Origin of the sequence: Stenotrophomonas sp. LC732, assembly GCF_052446685.1 — a bacterium.
In the GTDB taxonomy this organism is placed as follows: domain Bacteria; phylum Pseudomonadota; class Gammaproteobacteria; order Xanthomonadales; family Xanthomonadaceae; genus Stenotrophomonas; species Stenotrophomonas muris.
Window position 1 is genome coordinate 544409 of sequence record NZ_CP199214.1, and the last position, 23327, is coordinate 567735.

Consider the following 23327-nt stretch of genomic DNA (forward strand, 5'->3'; position numbering starts at 1 on the left):
ATGGTTATGATGGGCCGACGAAGACAGAGCAGGAGCGTTGCCGGTGAGTGACGGGTTCGTAGCGCTGTACATCTTCATGCTGGCAGCCATCGCCGGCCACGTGATCATTTCGCGGGTGCCGGTGATCCTGCATACCCCGCTGATGTCGGGCTCCAACTTCATCCACGGCATCGTGCTGATCGGCGCGATGGTGGTACTGGGGCATGCGCAGACGCCGCTGGAGAAGGCACTGGGCTTCCTGGCCGTGGTGCTCGGCGCCGGCAATGCCGCCGGTGGTTACGTGGTCACCGCGCGCATGCTGGAAATGTTCAAGCCGAGCGCGCCCAGGGGCGGCAAGGACGAACCGAAGGAGCCGCAGGCTTGAACATCAGCACCGTCGAACTGCTCGACTGGCTGGTCAAGGCCAGCTACCTGGTCGCCGCCACGCTGTTCCTGCTCGGCCTGCAGCGCATGGCCTCGCCGCTGACCGCGCGCAGCGGCATCCACTGGGCCGGGCTGGGCATGCTGCTGGCCACCGCGGCCACCTTCTTCCTGCCCGAACTGCACAACGTGCCGTTGATCCTGGTGGCACTGCTGCTGGGTGCGGGCCTGGCCTGGTGGTCGGCCGGCAAGGTTGCCATCACCGACATGCCGCAGATGGTGGCGCTGTACAACGGCATGGGTGGTGGCTCGGCGGCGGCGATCGGTGCGGTGGAACTGCTGCGCTATGCCTTCCTGGCCCACCGCGATACCAGCCACTGGAGCGCGCAGGCGCTGGCCGACCTGGCCGCGCGCCAGCCGTCCGGCACGATGCTGCTGCTGGCGGTGGTCGGCGCGGCGATCGGCGCGGTGTCGCTGTCCGGCTCGGTGATCGCCTGGGCCAAGCTGGATGGACGGCTGGACAAGCGCGTGACCTGGCCCGGCCAGCAGGTGATGAACCTGCTGGTGGCGCTGGCGGTGGTGGTGCTGGCGATCATCGCGGCCAGTACGCTCAGTGCCTGGGCGATCGTTGCCTTCTTCGTGCTGGCACTGGCGCTGGGCGTGCTGATGACGCTGCCGATCGGCGGTGCCGACATGCCGGTGGTGATCTCGCTGTACAACGCGTTCACCGGCCTGGCAGTGTCGTTCGAAGGCTATGTGCTGGGCAACGAGGCGCTGATCATCGCCGGCATGATGGTCGGCGCGGCCGGCATCCTGCTGACCCGGCTGATGGCCAAGGCGATGAACCGGCCGATCCGCAACGTGCTGTTCTCCAACTTCGGCGGCGGTGCTGGTGGCGAAGCGCAGGCGATCAGCGGCGCGCAGAAGCCGATCGAAGCCCCGGATGTCGCGGCGATGATGGCCTACGCCGAACGCGTGGTGATCGTGCCTGGATACGGCATGGCCGTGGCCCAGGCGCAGCACAAGATCTGGGAACTGGCGCAGCGGCTGGGCCAGCGCGGGGTGAAGGTGAAGTTCGCCATCCACCCGGTCGCCGGGCGCATGCCCGGGCACATGAACGTACTGCTGGCCGAAGCGGGCGTGCCCTACGACCTGATCGCCGACATGGATGACATCAATCCGGAGTTCACCAACACCGACGTGGTACTGGTGATCGGTGCCAACGACGTGGTCAATCCGGTCGCGCGTACTGATCCGGCCAGCCCGATCTACGGCATGCCGGTGCTGGACGTGGTCAACGCGCGCAACGTGGTGGTGATCAAGCGCGGCAAGGGCACCGGCTTCGCCGGTATCGAGAATGCGCTGTTCTACGCTGACAATACCCGCATGCTCTATGGCGACGGCGCCGAAGCGGCCGCCTCGCTGGTGAGCGAGCTGAAGGCGCTCGACGGCGGGCATTGAAGACCGGGGTCGGATCCCTTTCCGCAGGACAGGGCTCTGACCCCTTTGCCGGCCAGCGGCCGGCACTACCGGATCCGCGCGTGGTGGTTGCATCTGGTAGGTGCGGGCCTTGGTCCGCACGCTTTTGCCGGCCAGCGGCCGGCACTACCGGATCCGCGCGTGGTGGTTGCATCTGGTAGTGCGGACCTGGGGCCGCGCGCTTTTGCCGGCCAGCGGCCGGCACTACCCCCCATCCGCGCGTGGCGTGGATCTACGCGCTCAGCGCGCCAGCCAGGCGCCGACGACCACGGCCACGGCCAGCCACAGCCATTCCATCGCGCCATTGGCCAGGTTGATCAGGGTCCAGGCCAGGTGCGGGCCCATCCGCGTGGTGGCGTCCCACAGGTCCAGACCGATCGAGCCGCCCATCCAGGCGCTGGCGATGGCCCAGTTGGCCACGGCGGCCACCAGCAGGGTGCCGAGCACGACCAGGGCGATGCGCAACCGGCCCGGGCCCAGTGTGCCCAGGCGCAGCATGAACACCAGTTCCAGGGCGGACACTACCGCCATCCAGCCGACCTGCCGGCCGGTCATCAGCGCCAGGACCATCCAGGCAAGGGGAGCAACAAGCAGACCCAGCAACAGCATGAGGGACCAGAGCCAGGTGACGGTCCTGGCACGCGTGGCAATGGAGGACATCGAAGCTCCCTGAAGATCACCCACAGGATACTGTGGTTTGCCGCAGTGCACCGGCGGTGCCGGGGCGGCTGGGCTAGAATGCCGTCTTGCGTGGCCCCGGCCACGGCCCCATATCGGTCCCCATGTATTCCCGTAGCAGCGAACCTGTCCACTTCGAACGCGATTGCGAGGCCGTGATGGTCCCGCAGGGCGATACCGTGACCCTGCCTGCCGGCAGCTATGGGTACATCACCCAGGCGCTGGGCGGCAGCTATTCGGTGTTCGTCGAGGGCAACCTGTTCCGCATCGCCGGCAAGGACGGCGACGCCATCGGCAAGGAGGCGCCGGCACCGCTCGAGCTGCCGGCCGACGCCACCGATGAGCAGGTGGAACAACTGGTGTGGCAGCAGCTGCGCACCTGCTTCGACCCGGAGATTCCGGTCAACATCGTTGAACTGGGCCTGGTCTATGAAGTCGAGATCAAGCATCTGGACGAAGGCAAGCGCGAGATCGACGTGAAGATGACCCTGACCGCACCGGGCTGTGGCATGGGCGAGATCCTGGTCGACGACGTGCGCAGCAAGCTTGAAATGATCCCGACGGTGGCCGAGGCCGACGTCGACCTGGTGTTCGACCCGCCGTGGAACCAGCACATGATGTCCGAGGCGGCGCGGCTCGAGACCGGCATGCTTTGACCCAGGGCCCGCAGTGACGCGGGCCCGGCACTACCCGCAACCAGAACAGGAATCCTCCGGTGTCCCAGTCCATTCCCAGCTTCGCCGTCACCCGTTCGGACCACCCGCGCAGCGCTGAAGAGCGCGCCAAGATCCTGGAGAAGCCGGGCTTCGGCCTGCACTTCACCGATCACATGGTGGAAGTGCGCTGGGACAAGGATGCCGGCTGGCACAACGCCAGTGTGCGTGCCTACGGCCCGCTGCAGCTGGACCCGGCCGCGGCCGTGCTGCACTACGGCCAGGAGATCTTCGAAGGCATCAAGGCCTACCGCCATGCTGACGGCTCGATCTGGACCTTCCGCCCGGATGCCAACGGCCGTCGCCTGCAGCGTTCGGCGCAGCGCCTGGCGCTGCCGGAACTGCCGGTGGAGATCTTCGTCGAATCGCTGAAGCAGCTGATCGCCGTCGACAGCGAGTGGGTGCCGTCGGCCGACGAGTCGAGCCTGTACTTCCGCCCGTTCATGATCGGCGACGAAGCCTTCCTCGGCGTGCGCGGCGCGCACAAGGCCGGCTACTACGTCATCGCCAGCCCGGCCGGCCCGTACTTTGCCAAGGGCGTGGCCCCGGTGTCGATCTGGCTGTCCACCGAATACGCGCGCGCGGCCAAGGGCGGCACCGGCGCCGCCAAGTGCGGTGGCAACTACGCCGCCTCGCTGCTGCCGCAGCAGAAGGCGCAGGCGCAGGGCTGCTCGCAGGTGCTGTTCCTGGACCCGGTCGAAGGCAAGTACCTGGAAGAACTGGGCGGCATGAACGTGTTCCTGGTCTACAAGGACGGTACGCTGGTCACCCCGGAACTGTCCGGCAGCATCCTCGAGGGCATCACCCGCGAGAGCATCCTGCAGCTGGCGCGCGACCGTGGCATGAAGGTCGAAGAGCGCAAGGTCAGCATCGACGAGTGGAAGGACGGCGTGGCCTCCGGTGCGATCAGCGAAGTGTTTGCCTGTGGCACTGCGGCGGTGGTCACCCCGATCGGCCAGCTGAAGGGCGAGGGTTTCTCGGTGGGCGACATCAACGCGCCGGCCGGCGAAGTGACCATGTCGCTGCGCAAGGAACTGACCGACATCCAGTACGGCCGCCTGCCGGACCGGCACAACTGGCTGGTCAAGCTGGGCTGATCGCTCACGCTGAACTGTAGAGCCGAGCCCACGCCCGGCTGCGTTTCTGGAAAGCCCGTCCCTGTGACGGGCTTTCTGCGTTGTGGACAGGTGGGTGGGGTCAGATCCTTTTCCGTGGGAAAAGGGATCTGACCCCGGCTCCGACCCCGAATCGGCGGATGCCGATGTCGGCAAAGTCATCGCAGGACAGGTGATGACCCAGTCAGGTGTGTGCAGGAGATGAGAAAGTTCCTTCACCTTCACAAACCCTCGACCCGGGAAGTCTCAGAACGAACATTTCATCTTGCTGAAAAGACGCTGAAAATCTTGTGGTGTCCGGTTTTGGTCATTAGCGTCATCTACACGGCGGATCGATAGGGGGATCCGCTGACTCGCCGGACTTCGAACCTCGCCAACGCAAGCCAGCCCATGGTTCGGGCCGGTGCTTCTGCCGATTCCGGCATTCACACCACTAGAAAGGGAAATACGATGTCCCAGGTAACGCAACCGCGTGTGCGTCGAGTGTGGGTGGTCCTTGGTGCGTCCGTTCTGTCATCGCTGCTGCTGGCCACGCCTGCGCTGGCCGGTGACGTCCAGCTCAGCGGCCTGCAGTCCGCGCCGACGCACCAGCGCTTCATCGTGAAGTACCGCGACGGCAGTGCGCCGGTGGCCAACACCACCGCACTGGCCTCTTCGCTGAAGAGTGCCGCCGCCGGCCTGGCCAGCAGCCAGGGCCGTGCGCTGGGCCTGCAGCAGGTCCGCAAGCTGGCCGTCGGCCCGACCCTGGTCAGGACCGACCGCCCGCTTGACCAGGCTGAATCCGAGCTGCTGATGCGCAAGCTGGCCGCCGACCCGAACGTGGAATACGTCGAAGTCGACCAGATCATGCGTGCGACGCTGACCCCGAATGACACCCGCTTCAGCGAACAGTGGGGCTTTGGTACCTCCAACGCGTCGATCAACGTGCGGCCGGCCTGGGACAAGGCCACCGGCACCGGCGTGGTGGTGGCCGTGATCGATACCGGCATCACCAACCATCCCGATCTCAACGCCAACATCCTGCCCGGCTATGACTTCATCAGCGATGCCGCGATGGCGCGCGATGGCGGTGGCCGCGACAGCAACCCGAACGACGAGGGCGACTGGTATGGCGCCAACGAGTGCGGCTCGGGCATCCCGGCGTCCAACTCCAGCTGGCACGGCACCCACGTCGCCGGCACCGTGGCGGCGGTGACCAACAACAGCACCGGCGTGGCCGGCACGGCGTTCAACGCCAAGGTCGTCCCGGTGCGCGTGCTCGGCAAGTGCGGCGGCTATACCTCCGACATCGCCGATGCGATCGTGTGGGCCTCCGGCGGCACCGTCAGTGGCGTGCCGGCCAATGCCAATCCGGCGGAAGTCATCAACATGTCGCTGGGCGGCGGCGGCACCTGCTCGGCCACCTACCAGAACGCGATCAACGGCGCGGTCAGCCGCGGCACCACCGTGGTGGTCGCCGCCGGCAACAGCAACACCAACGTGTCCTCGTCGGTGCCGGCCAACTGCGCGAACGTGATCGCGGTGGCGGCCACGACCTCGGCCGGTGCTCGTGCCAGCTTCTCCAACTATGGTGCCGGCATCGACATTTCCGGCCCGGGCCAGAGCATCCTGTCCACCCTCAACACGGGCACCACCACGCCGGGCAGCGCCACCTATGCGTCCTACAACGGCACCTCGATGGCGGCGCCGCATGTGGCCGGTGTGGTGGCCCTGATGCAGTCGGTGGCGCCGAGCCCGCTGAGCCCGGCACAGGTCGAGAGCATCATCAAGAGCACCGCACGCCCGCTGCCGGGCGCCTGCTCGGGGGGCTGCGGCGCCGGCATTGTCGACGCCAACGCGGCCGTGGATGCGGCGATCAATGGCGGTGGCCCGAACCCGGGCGGCAACGTGCTGCAGAACAACGTGCCGGTGACCGGCCTGGGCGCCGCGACCGGTGCCGAGCTGAACTACACCGTCGCCGTTCCGGCCGGCAGCACCCAGTTGCGCGTGGCAATCAGTGGCGGCAGCGGTGATGCCGACCTGTACGTGCGCCAGGGCAGTGCCCCGACCGATACCACCTACACCTGCCGTCCGTACCTGAGCGGCAACAGCGAGACCTGCACCATCAACAGCCCTGCCGCCGGCACCTGGTATGTGCGGGTGAAGGCGTACAGCACCTTCTCGGGCCTGACCCTCAACGCCCAGTACTGAGCCCAAGTCCCTCTCCATGGGCACGCCCTGGCTTCGGCCGGGGCGTTTTTGTCCGGGTGGGTGCCGACCTCGGCCGGCACGCTGTTCCTCAGACCGACTCGAAACGGTTCGCCGCCACGTTCTTGCGCACGTGCTGCGGGTCGAAGATCCGCCCGTTCATCGCGATGTACACGCCGCTCGGCAGCGACTGCACCGCACCGATCGCACAACCGATGTTGAACTCCGCATCCGAGCCGCGGAAGCGTGCCGGGCTCAGCGCACCGGTCATCACGATGGTCTTGTCCGGGATCGTCGCCAGCACCTTGCCGGTCTGCACCATCGAATCGGTGCCGTGGGTCACCAGCACGTGCCGGGTGGGCTGCGCGGCGATGGTGGCGCGGATCAGCTCGCGGTCTTCGTCGTTGATGTGCAGCGAATCCTTGCGCAGGATCGGAATCACGTTGAAGCGGAACGTCACGCCCAGCTCGCGCAGGATCATGCCGATCTGCGGATCGCCGATCTGGTAGTCCGACTTGTCGTCGAAGTAGATCTTGTCGATCGTGCCACCGGTGGTGACGACCAGGAGCTCTTCCATCATGTGCATGCGCGAAACCAGGACAGGGACTGCGGCGCGGGGCCAGGAATGCAGATGATAAGGCCCTGGGCGCGCAGCGTCAGCGCCGCTTGCCGAAGCGGGCGCGCAGGCCGGGCAGGCTGGCGCTGAAGATCACCAGCAGCGCCAGCGCGATCTCGATCAGCGCCAGCCAGCGCGTCTCCGGGTGGCTCCAGGCGCTCATCACGCCGTGGCTGAACCAGCCCAGCGCCAGCACCGAGGCCCAGAAGCCGGCCTTGCGCCAGCCCAGGCGCACGGCGATGGCCAGTGCCAGCGGTGGCGCGGTGAACACCAGCTGGGTGGCCAGCCAGTGCCTGTCATTGATGAACCAGCCTGCGAACAGCGCGGCCAGCCCCATCAGGGCCAGCAGCAGGACCGTGCGCGGCGCGCGGTTCATCGGGCCAACCGCTGCGCGATGTCGGCCACCCGGCGCCCCAGCGCGCGCGCCAGCACCGCTTCGTCGTCGGTCGGCTGCGGATCGTCGGCGGCACCGGCCACGTGGCTGGCGCCATAGGGCGTGCCGCCACTGGTGGTGTGGCTCAGCGCCGGTTCGGTGAACGGGATGCCGACGATCACGCAGCCGTGGTGCAGCAGTGGCACCTGCATCGACAGCAGGGTCGATTCCTGGCCGCCGTGCATCGAGGCGGTGGACGTGAACACGCCGGCCGGCTTGCCGGACAGGGTGCCATTGACCCATTCGGCGCCCAGCCCATCCAGGAAGTGCTTGACCGGCGCGGCCATGTTGCCGAAGCGGGTGGGGCTGCCGAGCAGCAGGCCCTGGCAGTCGACCAGGTCCTGCACGCTCACGTAGGGGGCGCCATCGTCGGGTACCGGTGGCTGCGCGGTCTGGGTCACGGCGGCCACCGGCGGCACCGTGCGCAGGCGCGCGGTCATGCCCGGCACTTCGCCGATGCCCCGCGCGATCTGGCGCGCCAGCCGTGCCACCGAACCGCCCCGGCTGTAGTACAGCACCAGAATCTCGCCCATCGTGCCCGCTTCTCCTCGTCGTGTGGCTACCAGTATGGCTATCCTGCCAGCATTCCGCATCGGGTACCCTTCCACCGATGGAACCTTTGGATACGCTCAACCTGTGGATGGAGCGCGCGCGGGATCGCGCACGGGCCATCAGTTTCGGCCGCTTCCTGTGGCATCGCTTCCTCGACGACCGCCTGTTCCAGGCAGCGGCGGCGCTGGCCTACACCACGGTGTTCGCGCTGGTACCGCTGGCGATCGTGGTATTCGGTGTGCTGTCGGCCTTCCCCGTCTTCGACCGCTGGAGCGATCAGCTCAGCGACTACGTATTCTCCAACTTCGTGCCCTCCGCGGCGCGTGCGGCCGAGGGCTACCTGCGGCAGTTCTCGGCCAGTGCCGGCCAGCTGACGGCGGCCGGCTTCATCGCACTGGTGGCCTCACTGCTGATCACGCTCAACAGTGTGGAAGAGACCTTCAACCAGATCTGGCGGGTCGGCTCGACCCGGCCCAAGCTGACCCGCTTCCTGGTCTACTGGACCGTGCTGACCTTGGGCGCGATGCTCGCCGCCGCATCGCTTGCGGTATCGGCGCGGGTGTTCGCGATGCCGTTGTTCGGTACCCAGGAGGGCCGTTGGTTGGCCGAGCTGGCGCTGCGGCTGGCGCCGATCCTGATCGAGTTCGTCTGCATCACGCTGATGTTCCGGGTGGTGCCGCACCACACGGTGAAATGGCGGCATGCCGTGCCCGGCGCGATCCTGGCGGCGGTCATCCTGGAACTGGTGAAGTGGGGCATCGGTGCCTATCTGGGCAGCTTCCAGTCCTACCAGAAACTGTATGGCACGGTGGCGTTCGTGCCGATCCTGCTGCTGTGGATCTACCTGTGCTGGGTGGCGGTGCTGCTGGGGGCGTCGCTGGCTTCTTCGATGGCCGCCTTCCGCTACCAGCCGGTGGAACTGCGCCTGCCGCAGGGGTATGAGTTCTATGGACTGCTGCGCCTGCTTGGCCGCTTCCAGCATGCACGGGCCAAGGGCAAGGGCCTGGCCGATGACGAGATCCTGCGGCTGGAGCCGATGCTGACCGATTCACTGCTGCAGGACCTGATCTGCAACCTGCAGGAGATCGACCTGCTGCGCCGCGACGAGCGGGGCGAGTGGCTGCTGTCGCGTGACCTGGACCAGGTCAGCCTGGCCGATCTGTACGAATGTACCCAGCTGCGCATCCCGGTGGCCGAGCAGCACCTGCCGTACCGTGATGACAGCCTGGGCCGTGCCGCACTGGCGGCGCTGGACGATCTGCGGCTGCCCCTGCGCGAACGCCTGAAGCGCAAGGTCAGTGATATCTATACCGACTCTGGAGACATGCCATGACCCGCAAGACGCCGTTGCCGCTGCTGCTCCCGTTGACCCTGCTGCTGGCCCTGGCGGCCTGCAAGCCGGCCCAGGAGCCGACACCGGCCAGCAGCCAGCCGCCGGCACAGGCGCCGACGCCGACCACTCCGGCACCGGTCGATGAAACCCCGGCCGAGCGCACCACTGCCGAATTCCCGACCTTGAAGATGAAGGCGGTGGATGGCAGCGACTACGATCTGGCCGCGCATCGTGGCAAGTGGGTGGTGGTGAACTTCTGGGCGACCTGGTGCGCCCCGTGCCGCAAGGAGATGCCCGAGCTGTCGGCGCTGCATGCGATGCGCAGCAACATCGAGGTGGTCGGCCTGGCCTACGAGGACATCGAAGTGCCGGAAATGCAGTCGTTCCTGACCAAGCATCCGGTGACCTATCCGATCGTGATCGTGGACCCGTTCGATCCGCCGGCCGACTTCGCCACGCCGCGAGGCCTGCCGTTGACGCATCTGCTGGATCCGCAGGGCAAGCTGGCCCACACTTTCCTTGGCCCGGTGACCGCCGCCGACATCGAAAAGCAGATCGCGGCCGCCAAGTAGTGGGTGGGTCGGCAGGGCCTGCGGCCCTGCACCTCGGTACGCGCCATCGCATGCGCGCTGCCGCTCCCACGCTTCGCTGCGCGAACCGCGGGCCCCACTTACCAACACCCAAACCCCCGCCGCTTCGCGGCCGCCCCCTGGCTCAGGGGGGGCTCTGCCCCAGACACGATCCGACGCCCGCCAGGCCAATGGGATTGCCGATGGGGTCAGATCCGCTTTCCGCAGGAAAACGGATCTGACCCCGGTTCCATTTCGATATCTGACAGATGTGTCGACCAAGGTCGACACCTACCAACAGCCGCAGGGATCTGTCAGAGGCGGGGCGGTTGGGTGGGTAGGACACGCCGTAGACCCGTCCATGGGGGCTCGATGTCGCCATCCATGGCGCCAACGGTCGTGCCCACCCACCGCGCCGCCATCCCGCGGATGCCAGCTGTTGCTGTTGCTGTTGCCGTTGCCGTTGCGTTGAGCAGGTGCAGGGTGCAACCCTGCCGAACAACCCTAATCCTCGACCGGGAAATCCTCGATGGGCTTCAGCACATCGTAGTGCTCGCGATGCAGCTTGCCCTTCAGCTTCGGCAGCTCCGGCAACGGTGCATCCACCCGTGTGTCCGGCAACCGGTCCAGCAGGTTGCGCACCAGGGTCAGTCGCCCCAGCCGCTGGTCGTTGAAATCCACCAGCGTCCACGGCGCAGCCTCGCGATGCGTCGCGCGCAGCATCGCCTCGCGGGCTTCGGTATAGGCGCTGTACTTGCTGCGCGATTTCAGGTCGACCGGGGACAGCTTCCAGCCCTTCAGCGGATCGAGGTGGCGTTCGGCGAAGCGCTTCTCCTGCTGCTCCTGGTCCACGCACAGCCAGTACTTGAACAGCAGGATGCCGTCATCCACCAGCAGCTGCTCGAACACCGGTGCCTGGCGCAGGAACTGCTGGTACTCGGTTTCGCTGCAATAGCCCATCACCCGCTCGACGCCTGCGCGGTTGTACCAGCTGCGGTCCATCAGCACGATCTCGCCGGCGGCGGGAAGATGCGAGGCATAGCGCTGGAAATACCACTGCGTGGCTTCGCGGTCGGTAGGCTTGGGCAGTGCTACCACCCGGCATTGGCGTGGATTGAGATGCTGGCTGATGGCCTGGATCGCGCCGCCCTTGCCTGCCGTATCCCGTCCCTCGAACAGCACCAGCAGGCGTTGCCCGCTGAGCTGCACCCAGCGCGCCATCGCGGTCAGTTCCAGCTGCAGCGGCAGCAGCAGTTCGTCGTAGTCCTTGCGCTTGAGCTTGGCCATCGTCACACCACGCGGGGAGGAAGCCCGAGCGTAACGCAGGGGTCGCTCAGGTGCTGTCGACGCCCTGCCAGCCGTGTTCACCGGCAAGCCGCTGCAGCAGGGCCGACAGGTCGCGGGCAAACCCGGCCATGTCGAACAGGCCACTGCGGTCGCGCGCCTGCGCCAGCTCGGCGCGAAGCGAGGCCAGTGCTGCGGGGTCATTGCCCAGTGCGCTGGCGGTGGCGATGAACGCCGCATCATCGGCGACATTCATCCGGGCCAGCCCCAGATGGTGGTTGAGGCTGCCGGCCACGCGCGCGGCGAAGGTGTCGCCCGGGCAGGTCAGCACCGGGCAGCCGGCCCACAGTGCATCGGAGGCGGTGGTGTGCGCGTTGTACGGATGCGTGTCGAGGAACAGGTCGGCCAGTGGGTAGCGGGCCAGGTACTGCGGATGCGGCAGCTTGGCCATGAACGCCAGCCGCGCCGGGTCCAGGCCGGCAGCCTGCGCGGCGGTGCGCAGGCGGGCGTCGGCCTGGCCGGGGCCGGACAGCAGCCACAGCACGCTGCCGGGCACCGCCTGCAGAACCGCGAAGGCGCGGCCCATGCTGCGCGGGTTGAGCTTGTAGCTGTTGTTGAAGCAGCAGAACACCACGCCGTGCTCGGGCAGCCCGCACTCGGCGCGGGACGGCGACGGCTCCAGCGTGCGGGTGTTGTCCGAGGGCTGGAAGGCCCGCGGAAGGCGCAGGACGCGTTCGCTGAAGTGCGGTTCCAGCGCTGCCGGCAGTACGAATTCGTCGGCGACCACGGCGTCCAGCCATCGCGCGCCCGAGGTGCCGGGGTAGGCCAGCCAGTTCAGCTGCAGCGGGGCCGGGCGTATCGCCAGCACTTCGGGCGTGCCGCCGCCGCCCCAGCCGCGCAGGTCGAACAGCAGGTCGATGCCCTGTGCGCGGATGCGGGCCGCGATGTCGGCATGCCGCAGTGCGGCCACCTCATGCAGCCGGGTCGCGGACTGCAGGCGTCCGCGGATGCCGCTGCCATCGGCGCGGTTCAGCGCGAACAGGTGCAGCTGCAACGCCGGGTCATGACGCAGGTGTTCGAGCAGGGCCACGGTCAGCAGCCCGGTGGGATGGGCGCCGAAGCCATTGGAAAGGAAGCCGACGCGCAACGGGCCGCGCGCGCGTACCGTCACTGCCGGCAAGGGCCGGACCGAGGCGGCGATCAGTGCGGCGCGCGCACGTGCACAGGCCAACTGCTCGCCCGCGCTGGCGTCTTCGCTGAGGAAGGCGAAGGGTTCCACCGCACCGTGGCCGGCGGCGAGCGCGGCGCGTACCTGCGCAGCCAGCGTGTCCACGTCCTGCCAGTCGCACAGGCGGCGCTGCCACGCCAGGCGCTGCGCGGCGATGTAGGGTTCATCCGGCATCAGCGCATGCGCGCGGCGATAGGCCGCTGCTGCGCCTTCGGCATCGTCGGCGTCTTCCAGCGCATGGCCCAGCCACAGCGCGATGCCCGGGTGCTGCGGGGCCAATGCCGAGGCCTGGCCGAGCAGCTTCGCCGCGTCGGCGTGCGCGCCGGCCATCCAGGCCACGCGGCCCAGGCGCGCCAGTGCCTCGGGGTGGTTCGGGCGCAGCTGCAGCGCGCGTCGTGCCGCCTGCTCGCCGGCGGCGATGTCGCCGGCTTCCAGCTCCAGGTCGGCCAGCATCACCCAGGCGACGAAATCGCCGGGCTGGCGTGCGATCGCCTGCTGCAGGTGCTGTCGCTGCTGCCAGGCCGACATCGTGCTCAGCCCGCCGACAGCTGGGCCAGGGCATCGACCTGGTGTTCGTGGCTGAGCCGCTGCAGCAGCGGGTCGAGGTCGCCGGCGAGGATGTTGGGCAGGTCGTACAGGGTCAGGCCTTCCACGCGGTGGTCGGTGATCCGGCCCTGCGGGAAGTTGTAGGTGCGGATGCGCTGGCTGCGGTCGCCGCTGCCGACCTGCAGGCGCCGCGATTCGGCCTGCGCGGCGTCCTGGCGCTGGCGCTCGGCATCGAGCAGCTGCGCCTTCAGGCGCTTCATCGCCTTGTCGCGGTTGGCGTGCTGGCTGCGCTCGGTCTGGCACTCCACCACCACGCCGGTCGGCACGTGGGTGATGCGGATGGCCGATTCGGTCTTGTTGACGTGCTGGCCGCCGGCACCGGACGAGCGGAACGTATCCACCTTCAGGTCGGCCGGGTTGATGACGATGTCATCGACCTCGTCGGCCTCGGGAATGATCGCCACGGTGGCCGCCGAGGTGTGGATGCGGCCCTGCGATTCGGTGGCCGGCACGCGCTGCACGCGATGCGTGCCCGATTCGAACTTCAGGCGCGAGAACGCACCACGGCCGACCACGCGCGCCACCACTTCCTTGTAGCCGCCATGCTCACCGGGGTTGTCTGATTCGATCTCGACCTTCCAGCCCTGGCGCTCGGCATAGCGGGCGTACATGCGGAACAGATCGCCGGCGAAGATCGCGGCTTCATCGCCGCCAGTGCCGGCGCGTACTTCCAGGAACAGGTTGCCTTCGTCGCGCGGATCGCGCGGTACCAGCAGCAGGGCCAGTTCTTGTTCCAGTTCCTGCAGGCGCGCCTGCGCCGCGGCGATTTCCTCGTCGGCCAGTTCACGCAGGTCGGGGTCGGCGCGCATGCCTTCGGCGGCGGCCAGGTCGGCCTTGGCACGGGCTTCCTCGGCGAGCGCGGCAGCGACCGGTTCAAGTTGGGCGAATTCGCGCGAAAGGTCGCGGAAACGGGTGTTGTCGGCGACCACATCGGGTTCGGCGAGCAGGCGTTCCAGTTCTTCGCGGCGCTCGGCCAGCGCTTCCAGCTTACGGCGCAGGGTCGGCGTCATCGGGTCTCACGGGTGGGTGGCGGTAACCCGGCGTGGCCGGGAACAGGCGCTCGGCGGCGCGGGTCAGGTCGGCATCGCCACTGAGCGCGGCCGCGCGCAGTGCGGCGGTCGGCGGATGCAGCAAGCGGTTGGTCAGGCCATGGGCCAGCAGTTCCAGCACTTCGTCGGCGGGCTTGCCGTTGGCCAGCTGCTGCCGTGCGCGCTCCAGCAGTTCGGCGCGGGTCGCTTCGCCGAACGCACGCAGCTGCCGCAGCGGTGCCTGGTGGGCGCTGGCCTGCTGGGTCTCGATGAAACGCGACACCTGCAGGTCGATGATCGCCTCGGCCTCGGCGGCGGCCTCGCGGCGGCCACGGCGGTTGTCTTCCACCGCGCGTTCCAGGTCATCGACGGTGTAGAGGAAGGCGTCGTTGAGCGTGCCGACCTCGGCTTCGATGTCGCGCGGCACGGCCAGGTCGAACAGCAGCATCGGCTTGTGCCGGCGCGCGCGCAGTGCGTTGGCCACCATCTCGCGATGGATCACAGGTTCGCGCGCGGCGGTGGCCGAGAACACGATGTCGGCCTCGCCGAGATGGCGGTCCAGTTCGGTCAGCGGCAGGGCCACGCCGCCATGGCGGCTGGCCAGTTCCTGCGCGTGGGCAAGGGTGCGGTTGGCGATCAGCAGCCGCCGCACCTTGCCCTCACTCAGGTGGCGTGCAGCCAGCTCGATGGTCTCGCCGGCACCGACCAGCAGCACGGTGGAGTCATCCAGGCGCGCGAAGGCGTTCTGCGCCAGGCGCACCGCCGCCGAGGCCACCGACACCGGGTTGGCGCCGACCTGGGTATCGGTGCGCGCACGCTTGGCTACCGAGAAGGTCTGCTGGAACAGGCGGTCCAGGCGCTGGCCGAGCAGGCCGTGGTCACGCGCGGTCGACCAGGCATCCTTTACCTGGCCGAGGATCTGCGGTTCGCCCAGCACCATCGAGTCCAGCCCGGTGGCGACCCGGAACAGGTGGCGCACGGCCTCGGCATCGGCATGCTGGTACAGGTAGCCCTGCAGGTCGCCTGCCTGGCTGTGCAGCCACTGGTCCAGCGCCTGTGCCGACTCGGCCACGGCATACAGTTCGGTGCGGTTGCAGGTGGACAGCAGCACTGCCTCGGCGATCTGCGGGGTATCGCGCAGCGAGCCCAGCGCACGCGGCAACGCCTCACCGGCGAAGGCCGCGCGCTCGCGCAGCTCCACCGGTGCGGTCTGGTGATTCAGTCCGAGCACCCACAGGGTCATTGTTCAGTTGCTTGCGATAAGCTGCTGGCCATTGGACGACATTTTAAGGCCCCGATGCCGACGATGCCCGCATTGATTCGCATCCCCAGTGTTCTGCTGCTGTCCCTGGCCTGCGCCCAGGCCCTGGCGGCGGTGCCGGCCAAGGCCCCCGTGCGGGCCGCGGCCACTGAGGAACTGGCGCTGGAACCGGTGATGGCCGGTGAGTTCGCCCTGCAGGCCGGCAAGCTGGCCGAGGCCGCGCGCTGGTACCTGCAGGCCGCGCAGCAGACCGACGGCGACGCCGGCCTGGCCGAGCGCGCGACCCGTATCTCCATGCTGGCCAACGATGATGCCAGCGCCGCCAAGGGCCTGGCCCTGTGGCAGCAGCGCGCCCCGCGCTCGTTGACCATGCGCAGCGCCGCCGGTGCGCTGGCCATGCGCCAGGGCGATGTGAAGGCTGCCCGCACCGAGCTGCAGGCGCTGCTGGCCGACCCCGACGAGCGCGGCTGGAAGTTCGCCCTGGCCGCGCTGATCGGCGGTGGCCGCGACCCGGCGGTGCCGGCGCAGGTGCTCGGCGAGCTGGTTGATGCCAATGCGATTCCGCCGAAGATCGAGGCCTGGCAGGAGTTCGGTCGCCTGGCCCTGCGCATGGACAAGCCCGAGCTGGCGCGGCGCATGATCGATGAAGTGGTCAAGCGCTTCCCGGAAGAACCGCGCGTAGCGTTGCTGCGTGCCAGCCAGCTGCAGCAGGCGGGCGAGACCGACAAGGCATTGTCGCTGCTGCACGACGTCGAGCCGAAGACCCGCCAGGACCCCGAGCTGCGCAATGCGGTGGCCATCGCCTACGACAGCCTGGGCCAGCCGGCTGCGGCCGAGCGCGTGTTGGCGTTCGGCCCGCAGGACGTACAGACCTGGGGCATGCGCGCCTCGCTGCTGGCCAAGCAGGGCGACAAGGCGGCGCTGTCCAACCTCTACAACGAGCTGTCGCGGCAGGCGGCCAAGCCGGATCCGGCGCAGCGCCTGTTGCTGGGCAAGATCGCCGAATACCTGAAGCGTTACCCCGAGGCGGTGCAGTGGTACCACAGCGTGCCCGGTGGCGATGAGCTGAGCGAAGCGCGCCTGCGCGCGGCCAATGCCCAGGCCCTGGCCGGGCGCCTGTCGCTGGCGCTGGAGGAAGTGCACGCGATCCAGTCCGACGCGGTGGTCGACGACGATGTGCGCCGTGACGCCTACCTGCTGGAAGCCGAACTGCGCCAGCGTGGTGACGACAGCGCCGGTGAACTGGATGCGCTGGCCCGCGGCCTGGCCGCCTACCCGGACGACAACGGCCTGCTGTACGCACGTGCGCTCACCTGGGAGCGCCGCGACGACATCCCGCGCGCCGAGGCCGACCTGCGCAAGATCCTGGTGACCGACCCGGAAAACGTGCCGGCGCTGAACGCGCTGGGCTACACCCTGGCCGATCGCACCGGCCGCCTGCAGGAAGCGCTGGAGCTGATCGACCGCGCCCGCGTGGCCGAGCCGGACAACGCCGCCATCGTCGACAGCTATGGCTGGGTGCTGTATCGCCTGGGCCGCAAGGAAGAGGCACTGGTACAGCTGCGCCGGGCCTGGACCCTGGCCAAGGACCCGGAGATCGCTTCCCACGTCGGCGAAGTGCTGTGGGTGCTGGGCAAGCATGACGAGGCCCGCCACTTCTTCGACGAAGCGGCCAAGCTCGACCCTGAAAACCGCGCGCTGCTGCGCGCCCGTGAGAAATTCAATCCATGAGTGGTTCCCTGATCCGGCCGCTGCTGTTGGCGACCGTGACCCTGGCGGTGAGCGCCTGTACCAGTGTCGGCACGCAGAAGACCCCGGCGCCAGCGGTGGTCGAGATTGTTTCGGCTGAAGCGGCGCAGGCCGAGGCAGCGCGCGTGGCCGCGCTGCAGGCACAGCCGGACTGGGCCTTCCAGGGGCGGGTGGCGGTCAGCAAGGGCAAGGACGGCGGCAGCGGTCGCATCGACTGGAAGCAGGACGGCCGCCGCTACGTGGTCGAACTGAGCGCGCCGGTGACCCGGCAGAGCTGGAAGCTGACCGGCGACACCCATTCCGAAGCCGGTCGCCTGGAAGGGCTGTCCGGCGGTCCGCGCGATGGCGAGGACGCCCAGCAGCTGCTGCTGGAAGCGACTGGCTGGGACATCCCGGTCAATCAGCTGCCGGAGTGGATCCGCGGCCTGGTGGCCGGGGATGCTGCCGGTCCGGAAAAGGTCGAGCGCGACGGTGAAGGCCGGCCGCGCCGCATGCAGCAGATGGGCTGGCAGGTGCAGTACCTGGACTGGTACCCGGCCGACGCCGGACGACCGGCGCTGCCGCGACGGATCGAGGCCAGCAATGGCGACGCCAAGGTGCGCCTGCTGGTGGACCAGTGGGGGCAGGGCACGCCATGAGCGCCGGGCGCGACGACGCGGGCTGGTCCTGGTGGCCGGCCCCGGCCAAGCTGAACCTGTTCCTGCACATCACTGGCCGCCGAGCCGACGGCTACCACGAGCTGCAGACCGTATTCCGCCTGCTGGACTGGGGGGACCGCATCGGCCTGCGCCTGCGTGAAGACGGTCAGGTGCGTCGGCAGGGCGAGGGCCTGGCCGGCGTGGCCGAGGCCGATGACCTGGCGGTGCGGGCCGCGCGCCTGCTCCAGGATGAGGCGAAGGGCGCGCAAGGTGCTGACATCATCGTCGAAAAGCACATTCCTGCCGGTGGTGGCTTCGGCGGCGGTTCGTCCGATGCGGCCACCGTACTGGTGGTGCTGAATCGGCTCTGGCGCGCCGGCCTGGACGAGGATGCCCTGGCCGCGCTGGCCCTGCGCCTGGGCGCCGACGTGCCGGTGTTCGTGCGTGGCCACAATGCCTGGGCCGAAGGGGTGGGCGAGCGCCTGCAGCCGATCACGCTGGCGCCGGCCTGGTATGTGGTGGTTGAACCGGGTGTTCATGTTCCTACGCCGGTCCTGTTTGCAGACCCGGATTTGACGCGCGACAGCCCAGTGGCGAAAATAGAGGACTTCGCTTCCGGGACCCTGGTCGGGAACGCGTTCGAACCGGTGCTGCGCCGCCGTGAGCCTGCCGTCGAGGCAGCGCTTGCCGCGTTGAGCGACATCGGCGCGGCGCGGCTGACCGGTTCGGGAAGTGGTTGTTTCGTCGAGTTCGCATCGCAGGCTGCTGCAGAGCAGGGGCGGTCGAAGTTGCCGAAGGAGTTGCGGGCAAGGGTGGCAGCGGGCGTTGCGCGTTCGCCACTGCTGGATGCACTCGAGCAACACTGATTTATCAATGCAGGGGCGTCGCCAAGAGGCCCAAGGCACCAGGTTTTGATCCTGGCATTCGTAGGTTCGAATCCTACCGCCCCTGCCAATAGCGGCTGTGTCCGCGCCTTCCAGCGCATCGCCCGCGCGGGACGTGGAAACAACCGCGGTGTTGTCAGCAGCAAGGGTCCATCGGGGTCCTTGCCGACTCCGGATCCCCGCCACTCGTCCCCGCCCGAGACAATCATGATGCAAGAGTCCCCGAACCTGCTGGTCTTTTCCGGCAACGCCAACAAACGTCTGGCGCAGAACATCTGCAAGGAACTGGGGGTCCGCCCGGGCAAGGCGCTGGTGTCGCACTTCTCCGATGGTGAAGTGCAGGTGGAAATCGAAGAGAACGTCCGCAAGCAGGACGTGTTCGTGATCCAGCCGACCTGCGCGCCGAGCGCGGAAAACCTGATGGAACTGCTGGTGCTGATCGACGCGCTCAAGCGCGCATCGGTGGCCAGCGTGACCGCCGTGGTGCCGTACTTCGGCTACTCGCGCCAGGACCGCCGCATGCGTTCCTCGCGCGTGCCGATCACCGCCAAGCTGGCGGCCAAGATGTTCAGCACCGCTGGCGCTGATCGCGTGCTGACCGTCGACCTGCACGCCGACCAGATCCAGGGCTTCTTCGATATTCCGGTGGACAACGTGTATGCGTCCCCGCTGCTGCTGGCCGACATCTGGCGCGCCTACGGCACCGAGAACCTGATTGTTGTCTCGCCGGACGTGGGCGGCGTGGTCCGCGCCCGTGCGGTGGCCAAGCGCCTGGATGACGCCGACCTGGCGATCATCGACAAGCGCCGCCCGCGCGCCAACGTCTCCACCGTGATGAACATCATCGGTGACGTCGAAGGCAAGACCTGCGTGATGGTCGATGACATCGTCGATACCGCCGGCACCCTGTGCGCCGCTGCCGCTGCCCTGAAGGCGCGCGGTGCGCTCAAGGTCGCCGCCTACTGCACCCACGCGGTGCTGTCGGGCCCGGCGGTGGACAACATCACCAATTCCCAGCTCGACGAGCTGGTGGTGACCGACACCATCCCGCTGAAGGACGCAGCGCGGGTGTGCAGCAAGATCCGCCAGCTGAGCGTGGCGGAAATGCTGGCCGAAACGATGCGCCGCATCGCCTTCGGCGAGTCGGTCAGCTCGCTGTACGTCGACTGAGTTTTCGTCCCTGCCGGCAACGGCGGGGACATACCCGGATGCTTCTGGTCGCGGAAGCATCTTCAACCGCCACGCCGCAGGGCGCGGCAACAACCTGAGTAGTCGAAAATGTCGAAGACCCATGAAATCAAGGTCACCAAGCGTGAACTGCAGCGTAAGGGTGCGAGCCGCCGCCTGCGTCACGCTGGTGTGATCCCGGCTATCGTGTACGGCGGCAACGCCGAGCCGGTCGCCATCAGCCTGGACCACAACGAAATCTGGCTGGCCCAGCAGAACGAGTGGTTCTATGCCTCGATCCTGGACCTGAACCTGGATGGCCAGGTGCAGAAGGTCCTGCTGCGTGACATGCAGCGCCACCCGTACAAGCAGCTGATCATGCACCTGGACTTCCAGCGCGTGAACGAGAACGAAGCCCTGACCGCTTCGGTCCCGCTGCACTTCGTCAACGAAGACACCTCGCCGGCCGGCAAGGCTGCCGACGTCGTGGTCACCCACGAACTGAAGGAAGTGACCATCACCTGCCTGCCGAAGGACCTGCCGGAGTCGATCGAAGTCGACCTGGGCGAGCTGAAGGCCGGTGACGTCGTGTACCTGTCCAACATCAAGCTGCCGAAGGGCGTGGAAATCCCGGCGCTGGCGCTGGGCAAGGACCACGACGACGCCATCGTCACCGCCAAGGCCGGCAAGGCCGACGAGGCTGACGAAGAAGCGGCTGCCGCCGAGTAATACCGTTACGGTGCCTGCCTCCGGGCAGGCACCGTACTGGAAGGAACCATGGCAGGACTGCGACTGATCGTCGGTCTGGGCAATCCCGGATCGGAACACGCCCGGACCCGGCACAATGCCGGGTTTCATTTCGTTGAGGCCCTGGCGGAAAAAGCCGGTGCGCGATGGAATGTGGACAGCAAGTTGTTCGGCGAGACCGCCAAGGTCGAGATCGCCGGGCAGACGGTGTGGCTGCTCAAGCCCGCCACCTTCATGAACCTCAGCGGCAAGTCGGTCACCGCCGCGCAGCGGTTCTGGAAGATCGAGCCGGAGGAAACCCTGCTGGCCCACGACGAGCTGGACCTGCCGCCCGGTGCGGCGCGGCTTAAGTTCGACGGTGGCCACGGCGGCCAGAACGGCCTGCGCGATACCATCCGCCTGCTGGGTCATGGCAAATTCCACCGCCTGCGCGTGGGCATCGGCCATCCCGGCCACAAGGACCGCGTGGTGGGTTGGGTGCTGGGGCGCCCGTCCAAGGAGGATGACGTGCTGATCGCACGCGCCATCGACGATGCGATCGACGTGCTGCCGCTGGCGGTGCAGGGCGATTTCAACGAAGCGATGAAGCGGCTGCACACCCCGCGCTGACCATGACCGACCCGCGTACTCCCTGCACCGTGTGTGGCGCCATGATCCTGCTGGCGACGGCGGCCCGGAACGATGGGCTCTGCATGCCGTGCCGGAATGGCACGCGGCAAAGCATGGAAATGGCGAAGACGCGAGATCGGGAGGTTCGCGAGGAGCGCAAGCGCTTCGAGGAATCAGCAGAGGGGCGGCATTGGCATTGGTTGATCGAACAAGTCCACGGGAACGGTTGTGGATTTTCCGGATTGTCAGTGCAGGATCAGCGCTACTTTGCGATCAACGCGCTCATCAATGATGTCTATCGTGGAGGGCTTGATGCCTATTTCCAAAATTCTGCTGGCGGCTACATCGCGGAAGCGCTTGCAGGGCTTGGGGAGATGCAGCAGCTTGACGTGCGAGACATCGTGCTCGCGGCCCAGCAGCTACTGTTTGGCAATGAGGCCATGGAAGATCATCATGCGCAGAGACGCCTGCAGATCTATCGTGCCGACGGGTATCTCGACGATGAAGTCGAAACAGCACTTGATGCGCTGGATGGGCGATTCTATGCACTGGTCGACGACGGCCAGCTTGAAGAACTGCTGAAAGCGTACGCAGAACGTCACAGGTTGTACGCCGCGTTCTAGCGCGGGCTACTGGAAGGACGATTGGGGATTGAGGGCATGCCCGCAGGCGAGCCTTGAATCCCGAATCATCCACTTACACTCAAACCCGGATTCAACCCATGGGTATCAAATGCGGCATCGTCGGCCTGCCCAACGTCGGCAAGTCGACCCTGTTCAATGCGCTGACCAAGGCGGGCATCGCCGCGGCGAACTTCCCGTTCTGCACCATCGAGCCGAACGTCGGCATCGTGCCGGTGCCGGATCCGCGCCTGAACGAGCTGGCGGGCATCATCAACCCGCAGAAGGTCATCCCGACCGCGGTCGAGTTCGTCGACATCGCCGGCCTGGTCGCCGGTGCCGCCAGCGGTGAAGGCCTGGGCAACAAGTTCCTGGCGCACATCCGCGAAGTCGATGCCATCACCCACGTGGTGCGCTGCTTCGAGCACGGTGACATCGTGCACGTGGCCGGCAAGGTCGACCCGATCTCGGACATCGAAACCATCGACACCGAACTGGCGCTGGCCGACCTGGACAGTGTCGAGAAGGCGCTGAACCGTGCTGAGCGTGCGGCCAAGGGCGGCGACAAGGATGCGGCGGCGCGCAAGCCGGTGCTGGCCAAGTTGCAGGCTGCACTGTCGGAGGGCAAGGCTGGGCGCTCGGCCGGGCTGGACGAGGAAGAGAAGGCGCTGGTGCGCGACCTGTTCCTGCTGACCCTGAAGCCGGTGATGTACATCGCCAACGTGCTGGAAGACGGTTTCGACAACAACCCGCACCTGGAAGCCGTGCGTGCGCATGCTGCCGCCGAAGGCGCGCAGGTGGTGCCGGTGTCGGCCGCGATCGAAGAAGAGCTGTCCCAGCTCGACGACGAAGACCGCGATACCTTCCTGGCGGACCTGGGCCTGAGCGAGCCGGGCCTGAACCGCGTGATCAACGCGGCCTACAGCCTGCTCGGCCTGCAGACCTACTTCACCGCCGGCGTGAAGGAAGTCCGTGCGTGGACCGTGCGCAAGGGCGCCACCGCCCCGCAGGCCGCGGCGGTCATCCACACCGACTTCGAGAAGGGCTTCATCCGCGCTGAAACCATCGCGTATGACGACTTCATCAAGTACAAGGGCGAAGCCGGCGCGAAGGAAGCCGGCCGCCTGCGCCTGGAAGGCAAGGAGTACCGCGTGCAGGAAGGCGACATCCTGCACTTCCGCTTCAACGTCTGATCCTGCGGCATCGGATCGACCCCGGACGCCCCGCCCTGTGCGGGGCGTTCGCGTTTCCGGTGATGGACAAAAAAACACCAGGCTGCGAAACGCTTGCGGTGTGACGTTCGCCGGTACTTGTCCACAGCAAACTCCCATCGCTTTCCACGCGTGGTGTGGAAAACCGACGAACCTGATGTAGAGCCGAGCCCATGCTCGGCTGATGCCAGCCGGAGCCGAGCGTGGGCTCGGCTCTACAAGGGGCTCGCCCGCGCGACCTGGACAAATTTTCACCGCGC

23 protein-coding genes and 1 tRNA gene are annotated in these 23327 nt (G+C 67.6%); 16 read left to right on the forward strand and 8 right to left on the reverse strand.

The annotated features are described in order from the left end of the window. The first annotated feature begins 43 nt into the window (after positions 1–43). Both ACT6SE_RS02540 and ACT6SE_RS02545 read left to right on the forward strand, forming a co-directional pair. The gene (locus tag ACT6SE_RS02540) at positions 44–364 is read left to right on the forward strand and encodes an NAD(P) transhydrogenase subunit alpha (protein ID WP_014646018.1); all 321 of its coding nucleotides are present in this window, start codon (positions 44–46) and stop codon (positions 362–364) included. Next, positions 361–1821 (forward strand): NAD(P)(+) transhydrogenase (Re/Si-specific) subunit beta, encoded by a 1461-nt coding sequence (locus ACT6SE_RS02545; RefSeq protein WP_046429033.1) that lies wholly within the window; start codon positions 361–363, stop codon positions 1819–1821. Before ACT6SE_RS02540 ends, ACT6SE_RS02545 begins: the two co-directional genes overlap by 4 nt. Before the next feature lie 258 nt (positions 1822–2079). On the opposite strand, the gene ACT6SE_RS02550 is transcribed toward ACT6SE_RS02545, so the two are convergent. After that, positions 2080–2499, reverse strand: coding sequence for a hypothetical protein (locus ACT6SE_RS02550; protein WP_046429036.1), 420 nt, complete (start codon positions 2497–2499; stop codon positions 2080–2082). A gap of 122 nt (positions 2500–2621) precedes the next feature. Between ACT6SE_RS02550 and sufT the strand changes: the two genes are divergently transcribed. From sufT to ACT6SE_RS02565, 3 genes are all read left to right on the forward strand, one after another. Continuing rightward, positions 2622–3173 carry a putative Fe-S cluster assembly protein SufT gene (gene sufT, locus ACT6SE_RS02555; protein WP_005415385.1) on the forward strand — a complete coding sequence of 184 codons (552 nt, stop codon included), beginning with the start codon at positions 2622–2624 and terminating at the stop codon, positions 3171–3173. 59 nt (positions 3174–3232) lie between these two features. After that, complete coding sequence (locus ACT6SE_RS02560) at positions 3233–4327, forward strand: branched-chain amino acid aminotransferase (RefSeq protein WP_014646022.1); 1095 nt, start codon at positions 3233–3235, stop codon at positions 4325–4327. A 468-nt stretch (positions 4328–4795) separates the two neighbouring features. Then, positions 4796–6535 (forward strand): S8 family peptidase, encoded by a 1740-nt coding sequence (locus ACT6SE_RS02565; protein WP_046429039.1) that lies wholly within the window; start codon positions 4796–4798, stop codon positions 6533–6535. Between the two features lie 88 nt (positions 6536–6623). On the opposite strand, the gene ACT6SE_RS02570 is transcribed toward ACT6SE_RS02565, so the two are convergent. From ACT6SE_RS02570 to wrbA, 3 genes are all read right to left on the reverse strand, one after another. After that, positions 6624–7109 (reverse strand): asparaginase domain-containing protein, encoded by a 486-nt coding sequence (locus ACT6SE_RS02570; protein ID WP_010481766.1) that lies wholly within the window; start codon positions 7107–7109, stop codon positions 6624–6626. 79 nt (positions 7110–7188) lie between these two features. Next, on the reverse strand, positions 7189–7524 hold the full coding sequence (locus tag ACT6SE_RS02575) for a DUF2069 domain-containing protein (protein ID WP_014646024.1): 336 nt from the start codon (positions 7522–7524) through the stop codon (positions 7189–7191). After that, positions 7521–8114: an NAD(P)H:quinone oxidoreductase gene (gene wrbA / locus ACT6SE_RS02580; protein WP_014646025.1), complete on the reverse strand. Its 594-nt coding sequence runs from the start codon at positions 8112–8114 to the stop codon at positions 7521–7523. Before wrbA ends, ACT6SE_RS02575 begins: the two co-directional genes overlap by 4 nt. Positions 8115–8191: 77 nt before the next feature. Between wrbA and ACT6SE_RS02585 the strand changes: the two genes are divergently transcribed. Both ACT6SE_RS02585 and ACT6SE_RS02590 read left to right on the forward strand, forming a co-directional pair. Continuing rightward, a complete protein-coding gene (locus ACT6SE_RS02585; RefSeq protein ID WP_032956948.1) occupies positions 8192–9466 on the forward strand; it encodes a YihY family inner membrane protein in 1275 nt (424 codons plus the stop codon). Beyond that, positions 9463–10038, forward strand: a complete 576-nt coding sequence (locus tag ACT6SE_RS02590) for a TlpA family protein disulfide reductase (RefSeq protein ID WP_014646027.1) — start codon at positions 9463–9465, stop codon at positions 10036–10038. Before ACT6SE_RS02585 ends, ACT6SE_RS02590 begins: the two co-directional genes overlap by 4 nt. Positions 10039–10539: 501 nt before the next feature. Here the strand turns inward: ACT6SE_RS02590 and ppk2 are convergent. From ppk2 to hemA, 4 genes are read right to left on the reverse strand one after another with little or no spacing between them, the layout of a single operon-like run. After that, positions 10540–11322: a polyphosphate kinase 2 gene (ppk2, locus tag ACT6SE_RS02595; protein WP_032956942.1), complete on the reverse strand. Its 783-nt coding sequence runs from the start codon at positions 11320–11322 to the stop codon at positions 10540–10542. A gap of 46 nt (positions 11323–11368) precedes the next feature. Further along, positions 11369–13075, reverse strand: a complete 1707-nt coding sequence (locus ACT6SE_RS02600) for an O-linked N-acetylglucosamine transferase, SPINDLY family protein (protein WP_444811091.1) — start codon at positions 13073–13075, stop codon at positions 11369–11371. A gap of 5 nt (positions 13076–13080) precedes the next feature. Continuing rightward, positions 13081–14163, reverse strand: a complete 1083-nt coding sequence (gene prfA / locus ACT6SE_RS02605) for a peptide chain release factor 1 (protein ID WP_014646030.1) — start codon at positions 14161–14163, stop codon at positions 13081–13083. Further along, a complete protein-coding gene (hemA, locus tag ACT6SE_RS02610; protein WP_046429046.1) occupies positions 14141–15424 on the reverse strand; it encodes a glutamyl-tRNA reductase in 1284 nt (427 codons plus the stop codon). Before hemA ends, prfA begins: the two co-directional genes overlap by 23 nt. A 63-nt stretch (positions 15425–15487) precedes the next feature. On the opposite strand from hemA, the gene ACT6SE_RS02615 reads away from it, so the two are divergent. The 9 genes from ACT6SE_RS02615 (at position 15488) to ychF (ending at position 23049) form a co-directional block, all read left to right on the forward strand. Further along, positions 15488–17173, forward strand: coding sequence for a tetratricopeptide repeat protein (locus ACT6SE_RS02615; RefSeq protein WP_169411770.1), 1686 nt, complete (start codon positions 15488–15490; stop codon positions 17171–17173). After that, complete coding sequence (gene lolB, locus ACT6SE_RS02620; protein ID WP_014646033.1) at positions 17170–17829, forward strand: lipoprotein insertase outer membrane protein LolB; 660 nt, start codon at positions 17170–17172, stop codon at positions 17827–17829. Before ACT6SE_RS02615 ends, lolB begins: the two co-directional genes overlap by 4 nt. Continuing rightward, a complete protein-coding gene (gene ispE, locus ACT6SE_RS02625; RefSeq protein WP_046429051.1) occupies positions 17826–18695 on the forward strand; it encodes a 4-(cytidine 5'-diphospho)-2-C-methyl-D-erythritol kinase in 870 nt (289 codons plus the stop codon). The genes lolB and ispE overlap by 4 nt, the downstream gene beginning before the upstream one ends. An 11-nt stretch (positions 18696–18706) precedes the next feature. Next, positions 18707–18783, forward strand: a tRNA-Gln gene (locus tag ACT6SE_RS02630). A gap of 140 nt (positions 18784–18923) precedes the next feature. Next, entirely contained in the window at positions 18924–19883 is a 960-nt protein-coding gene (locus ACT6SE_RS02635; RefSeq protein ID WP_005415400.1) for a ribose-phosphate diphosphokinase, read from the forward strand. 108 nt (positions 19884–19991) lie between these two features. After that, the gene (locus tag ACT6SE_RS02640) at positions 19992–20609 is read left to right on the forward strand and encodes a 50S ribosomal protein L25/general stress protein Ctc (RefSeq protein WP_010481743.1); all 618 of its coding nucleotides are present in this window, start codon (positions 19992–19994) and stop codon (positions 20607–20609) included. A gap of 48 nt (positions 20610–20657) precedes the next feature. Next, complete coding sequence (pth, locus tag ACT6SE_RS02645) at positions 20658–21236, forward strand: aminoacyl-tRNA hydrolase (RefSeq protein ID WP_032956928.1); 579 nt, start codon at positions 20658–20660, stop codon at positions 21234–21236. 2 nt (positions 21237–21238) lie between these two features. Beyond that, positions 21239–21859 carry a DMP19 family protein gene (locus ACT6SE_RS02650; protein ID WP_032956927.1) on the forward strand — a complete coding sequence of 207 codons (621 nt, stop codon included), beginning with the start codon at positions 21239–21241 and terminating at the stop codon, positions 21857–21859. A 98-nt stretch (positions 21860–21957) separates the two neighbouring features. Next, a complete protein-coding gene (gene ychF, locus ACT6SE_RS02655; protein ID WP_014646036.1) occupies positions 21958–23049 on the forward strand; it encodes a redox-regulated ATPase YchF in 1092 nt (363 codons plus the stop codon). Positions 23050–23327: the final 278 nt, after the last annotated feature.

Excerpts from the sequence above, each read along its gene's own strand:
- ACT6SE_RS02615 (WP_169411770.1), top strand. The coding sequence starts at position 15,488 with ATGCCCGCATTGATTCGCATCCCCAGTGTTCTGCTGCTGTCCCTGGCC.
- ACT6SE_RS02640 (WP_010481743.1), top strand. The coding sequence starts at position 19,992 with ATGTCGAAGACCCATGAAATCAAGGTCACCAAGCGTGAACTGCAGCGT.
- pth (WP_032956928.1), top strand. The coding sequence starts at position 20,658 with ATGGCAGGACTGCGACTGATCGTCGGTCTGGGCAATCCCGGATCGGAA.
- ACT6SE_RS02570 (WP_010481766.1), bottom strand. The coding sequence starts at position 7,109 with ATGGAAGAGCTCCTGGTCGTCACCACCGGTGGCACGATCGACAAGATC.
- lolB (WP_014646033.1), top strand. The coding sequence starts at position 17,170 with ATGAGTGGTTCCCTGATCCGGCCGCTGCTGTTGGCGACCGTGACCCTG.
- ispE (WP_046429051.1), top strand. The coding sequence starts at position 17,826 with ATGAGCGCCGGGCGCGACGACGCGGGCTGGTCCTGGTGGCCGGCCCCG.
- ppk2 (WP_032956942.1), bottom strand. The coding sequence starts at position 11,322 with ATGGCCAAGCTCAAGCGCAAGGACTACGACGAACTGCTGCTGCCGCTG.
- ACT6SE_RS02650 (WP_032956927.1), top strand. The coding sequence starts at position 21,239 with ATGACCGACCCGCGTACTCCCTGCACCGTGTGTGGCGCCATGATCCTG.
- ACT6SE_RS02585 (WP_032956948.1), top strand. The coding sequence starts at position 8,192 with ATGGAACCTTTGGATACGCTCAACCTGTGGATGGAGCGCGCGCGGGAT.
- sufT (WP_005415385.1), top strand. The coding sequence starts at position 2,622 with ATGTATTCCCGTAGCAGCGAACCTGTCCACTTCGAACGCGATTGCGAG.
- prfA (WP_014646030.1), bottom strand. The coding sequence starts at position 14,163 with ATGACGCCGACCCTGCGCCGTAAGCTGGAAGCGCTGGCCGAGCGCCGC.
- hemA (WP_046429046.1), bottom strand. The coding sequence starts at position 15,424 with ATGACCCTGTGGGTGCTCGGACTGAATCACCAGACCGCACCGGTGGAG.
- ACT6SE_RS02575 (WP_014646024.1), bottom strand. The coding sequence starts at position 7,524 with ATGAACCGCGCGCCGCGCACGGTCCTGCTGCTGGCCCTGATGGGGCTG.
- ACT6SE_RS02600 (WP_444811091.1), bottom strand. The coding sequence starts at position 13,075 with ATGTCGGCCTGGCAGCAGCGACAGCACCTGCAGCAGGCGATCGCACGC.
- ACT6SE_RS02635 (WP_005415400.1), top strand. The coding sequence starts at position 18,924 with ATGCAAGAGTCCCCGAACCTGCTGGTCTTTTCCGGCAACGCCAACAAA.
- ACT6SE_RS02550 (WP_046429036.1), bottom strand. The coding sequence starts at position 2,499 with ATGTCCTCCATTGCCACGCGTGCCAGGACCGTCACCTGGCTCTGGTCC.
- ACT6SE_RS02590 (WP_014646027.1), top strand. The coding sequence starts at position 9,463 with ATGACCCGCAAGACGCCGTTGCCGCTGCTGCTCCCGTTGACCCTGCTG.
- wrbA (WP_014646025.1), bottom strand. The coding sequence starts at position 8,114 with ATGGGCGAGATTCTGGTGCTGTACTACAGCCGGGGCGGTTCGGTGGCA.
- ACT6SE_RS02565 (WP_046429039.1), top strand. The coding sequence starts at position 4,796 with ATGTCCCAGGTAACGCAACCGCGTGTGCGTCGAGTGTGGGTGGTCCTT.
- ychF (WP_014646036.1), top strand. The coding sequence starts at position 21,958 with ATGGGTATCAAATGCGGCATCGTCGGCCTGCCCAACGTCGGCAAGTCG.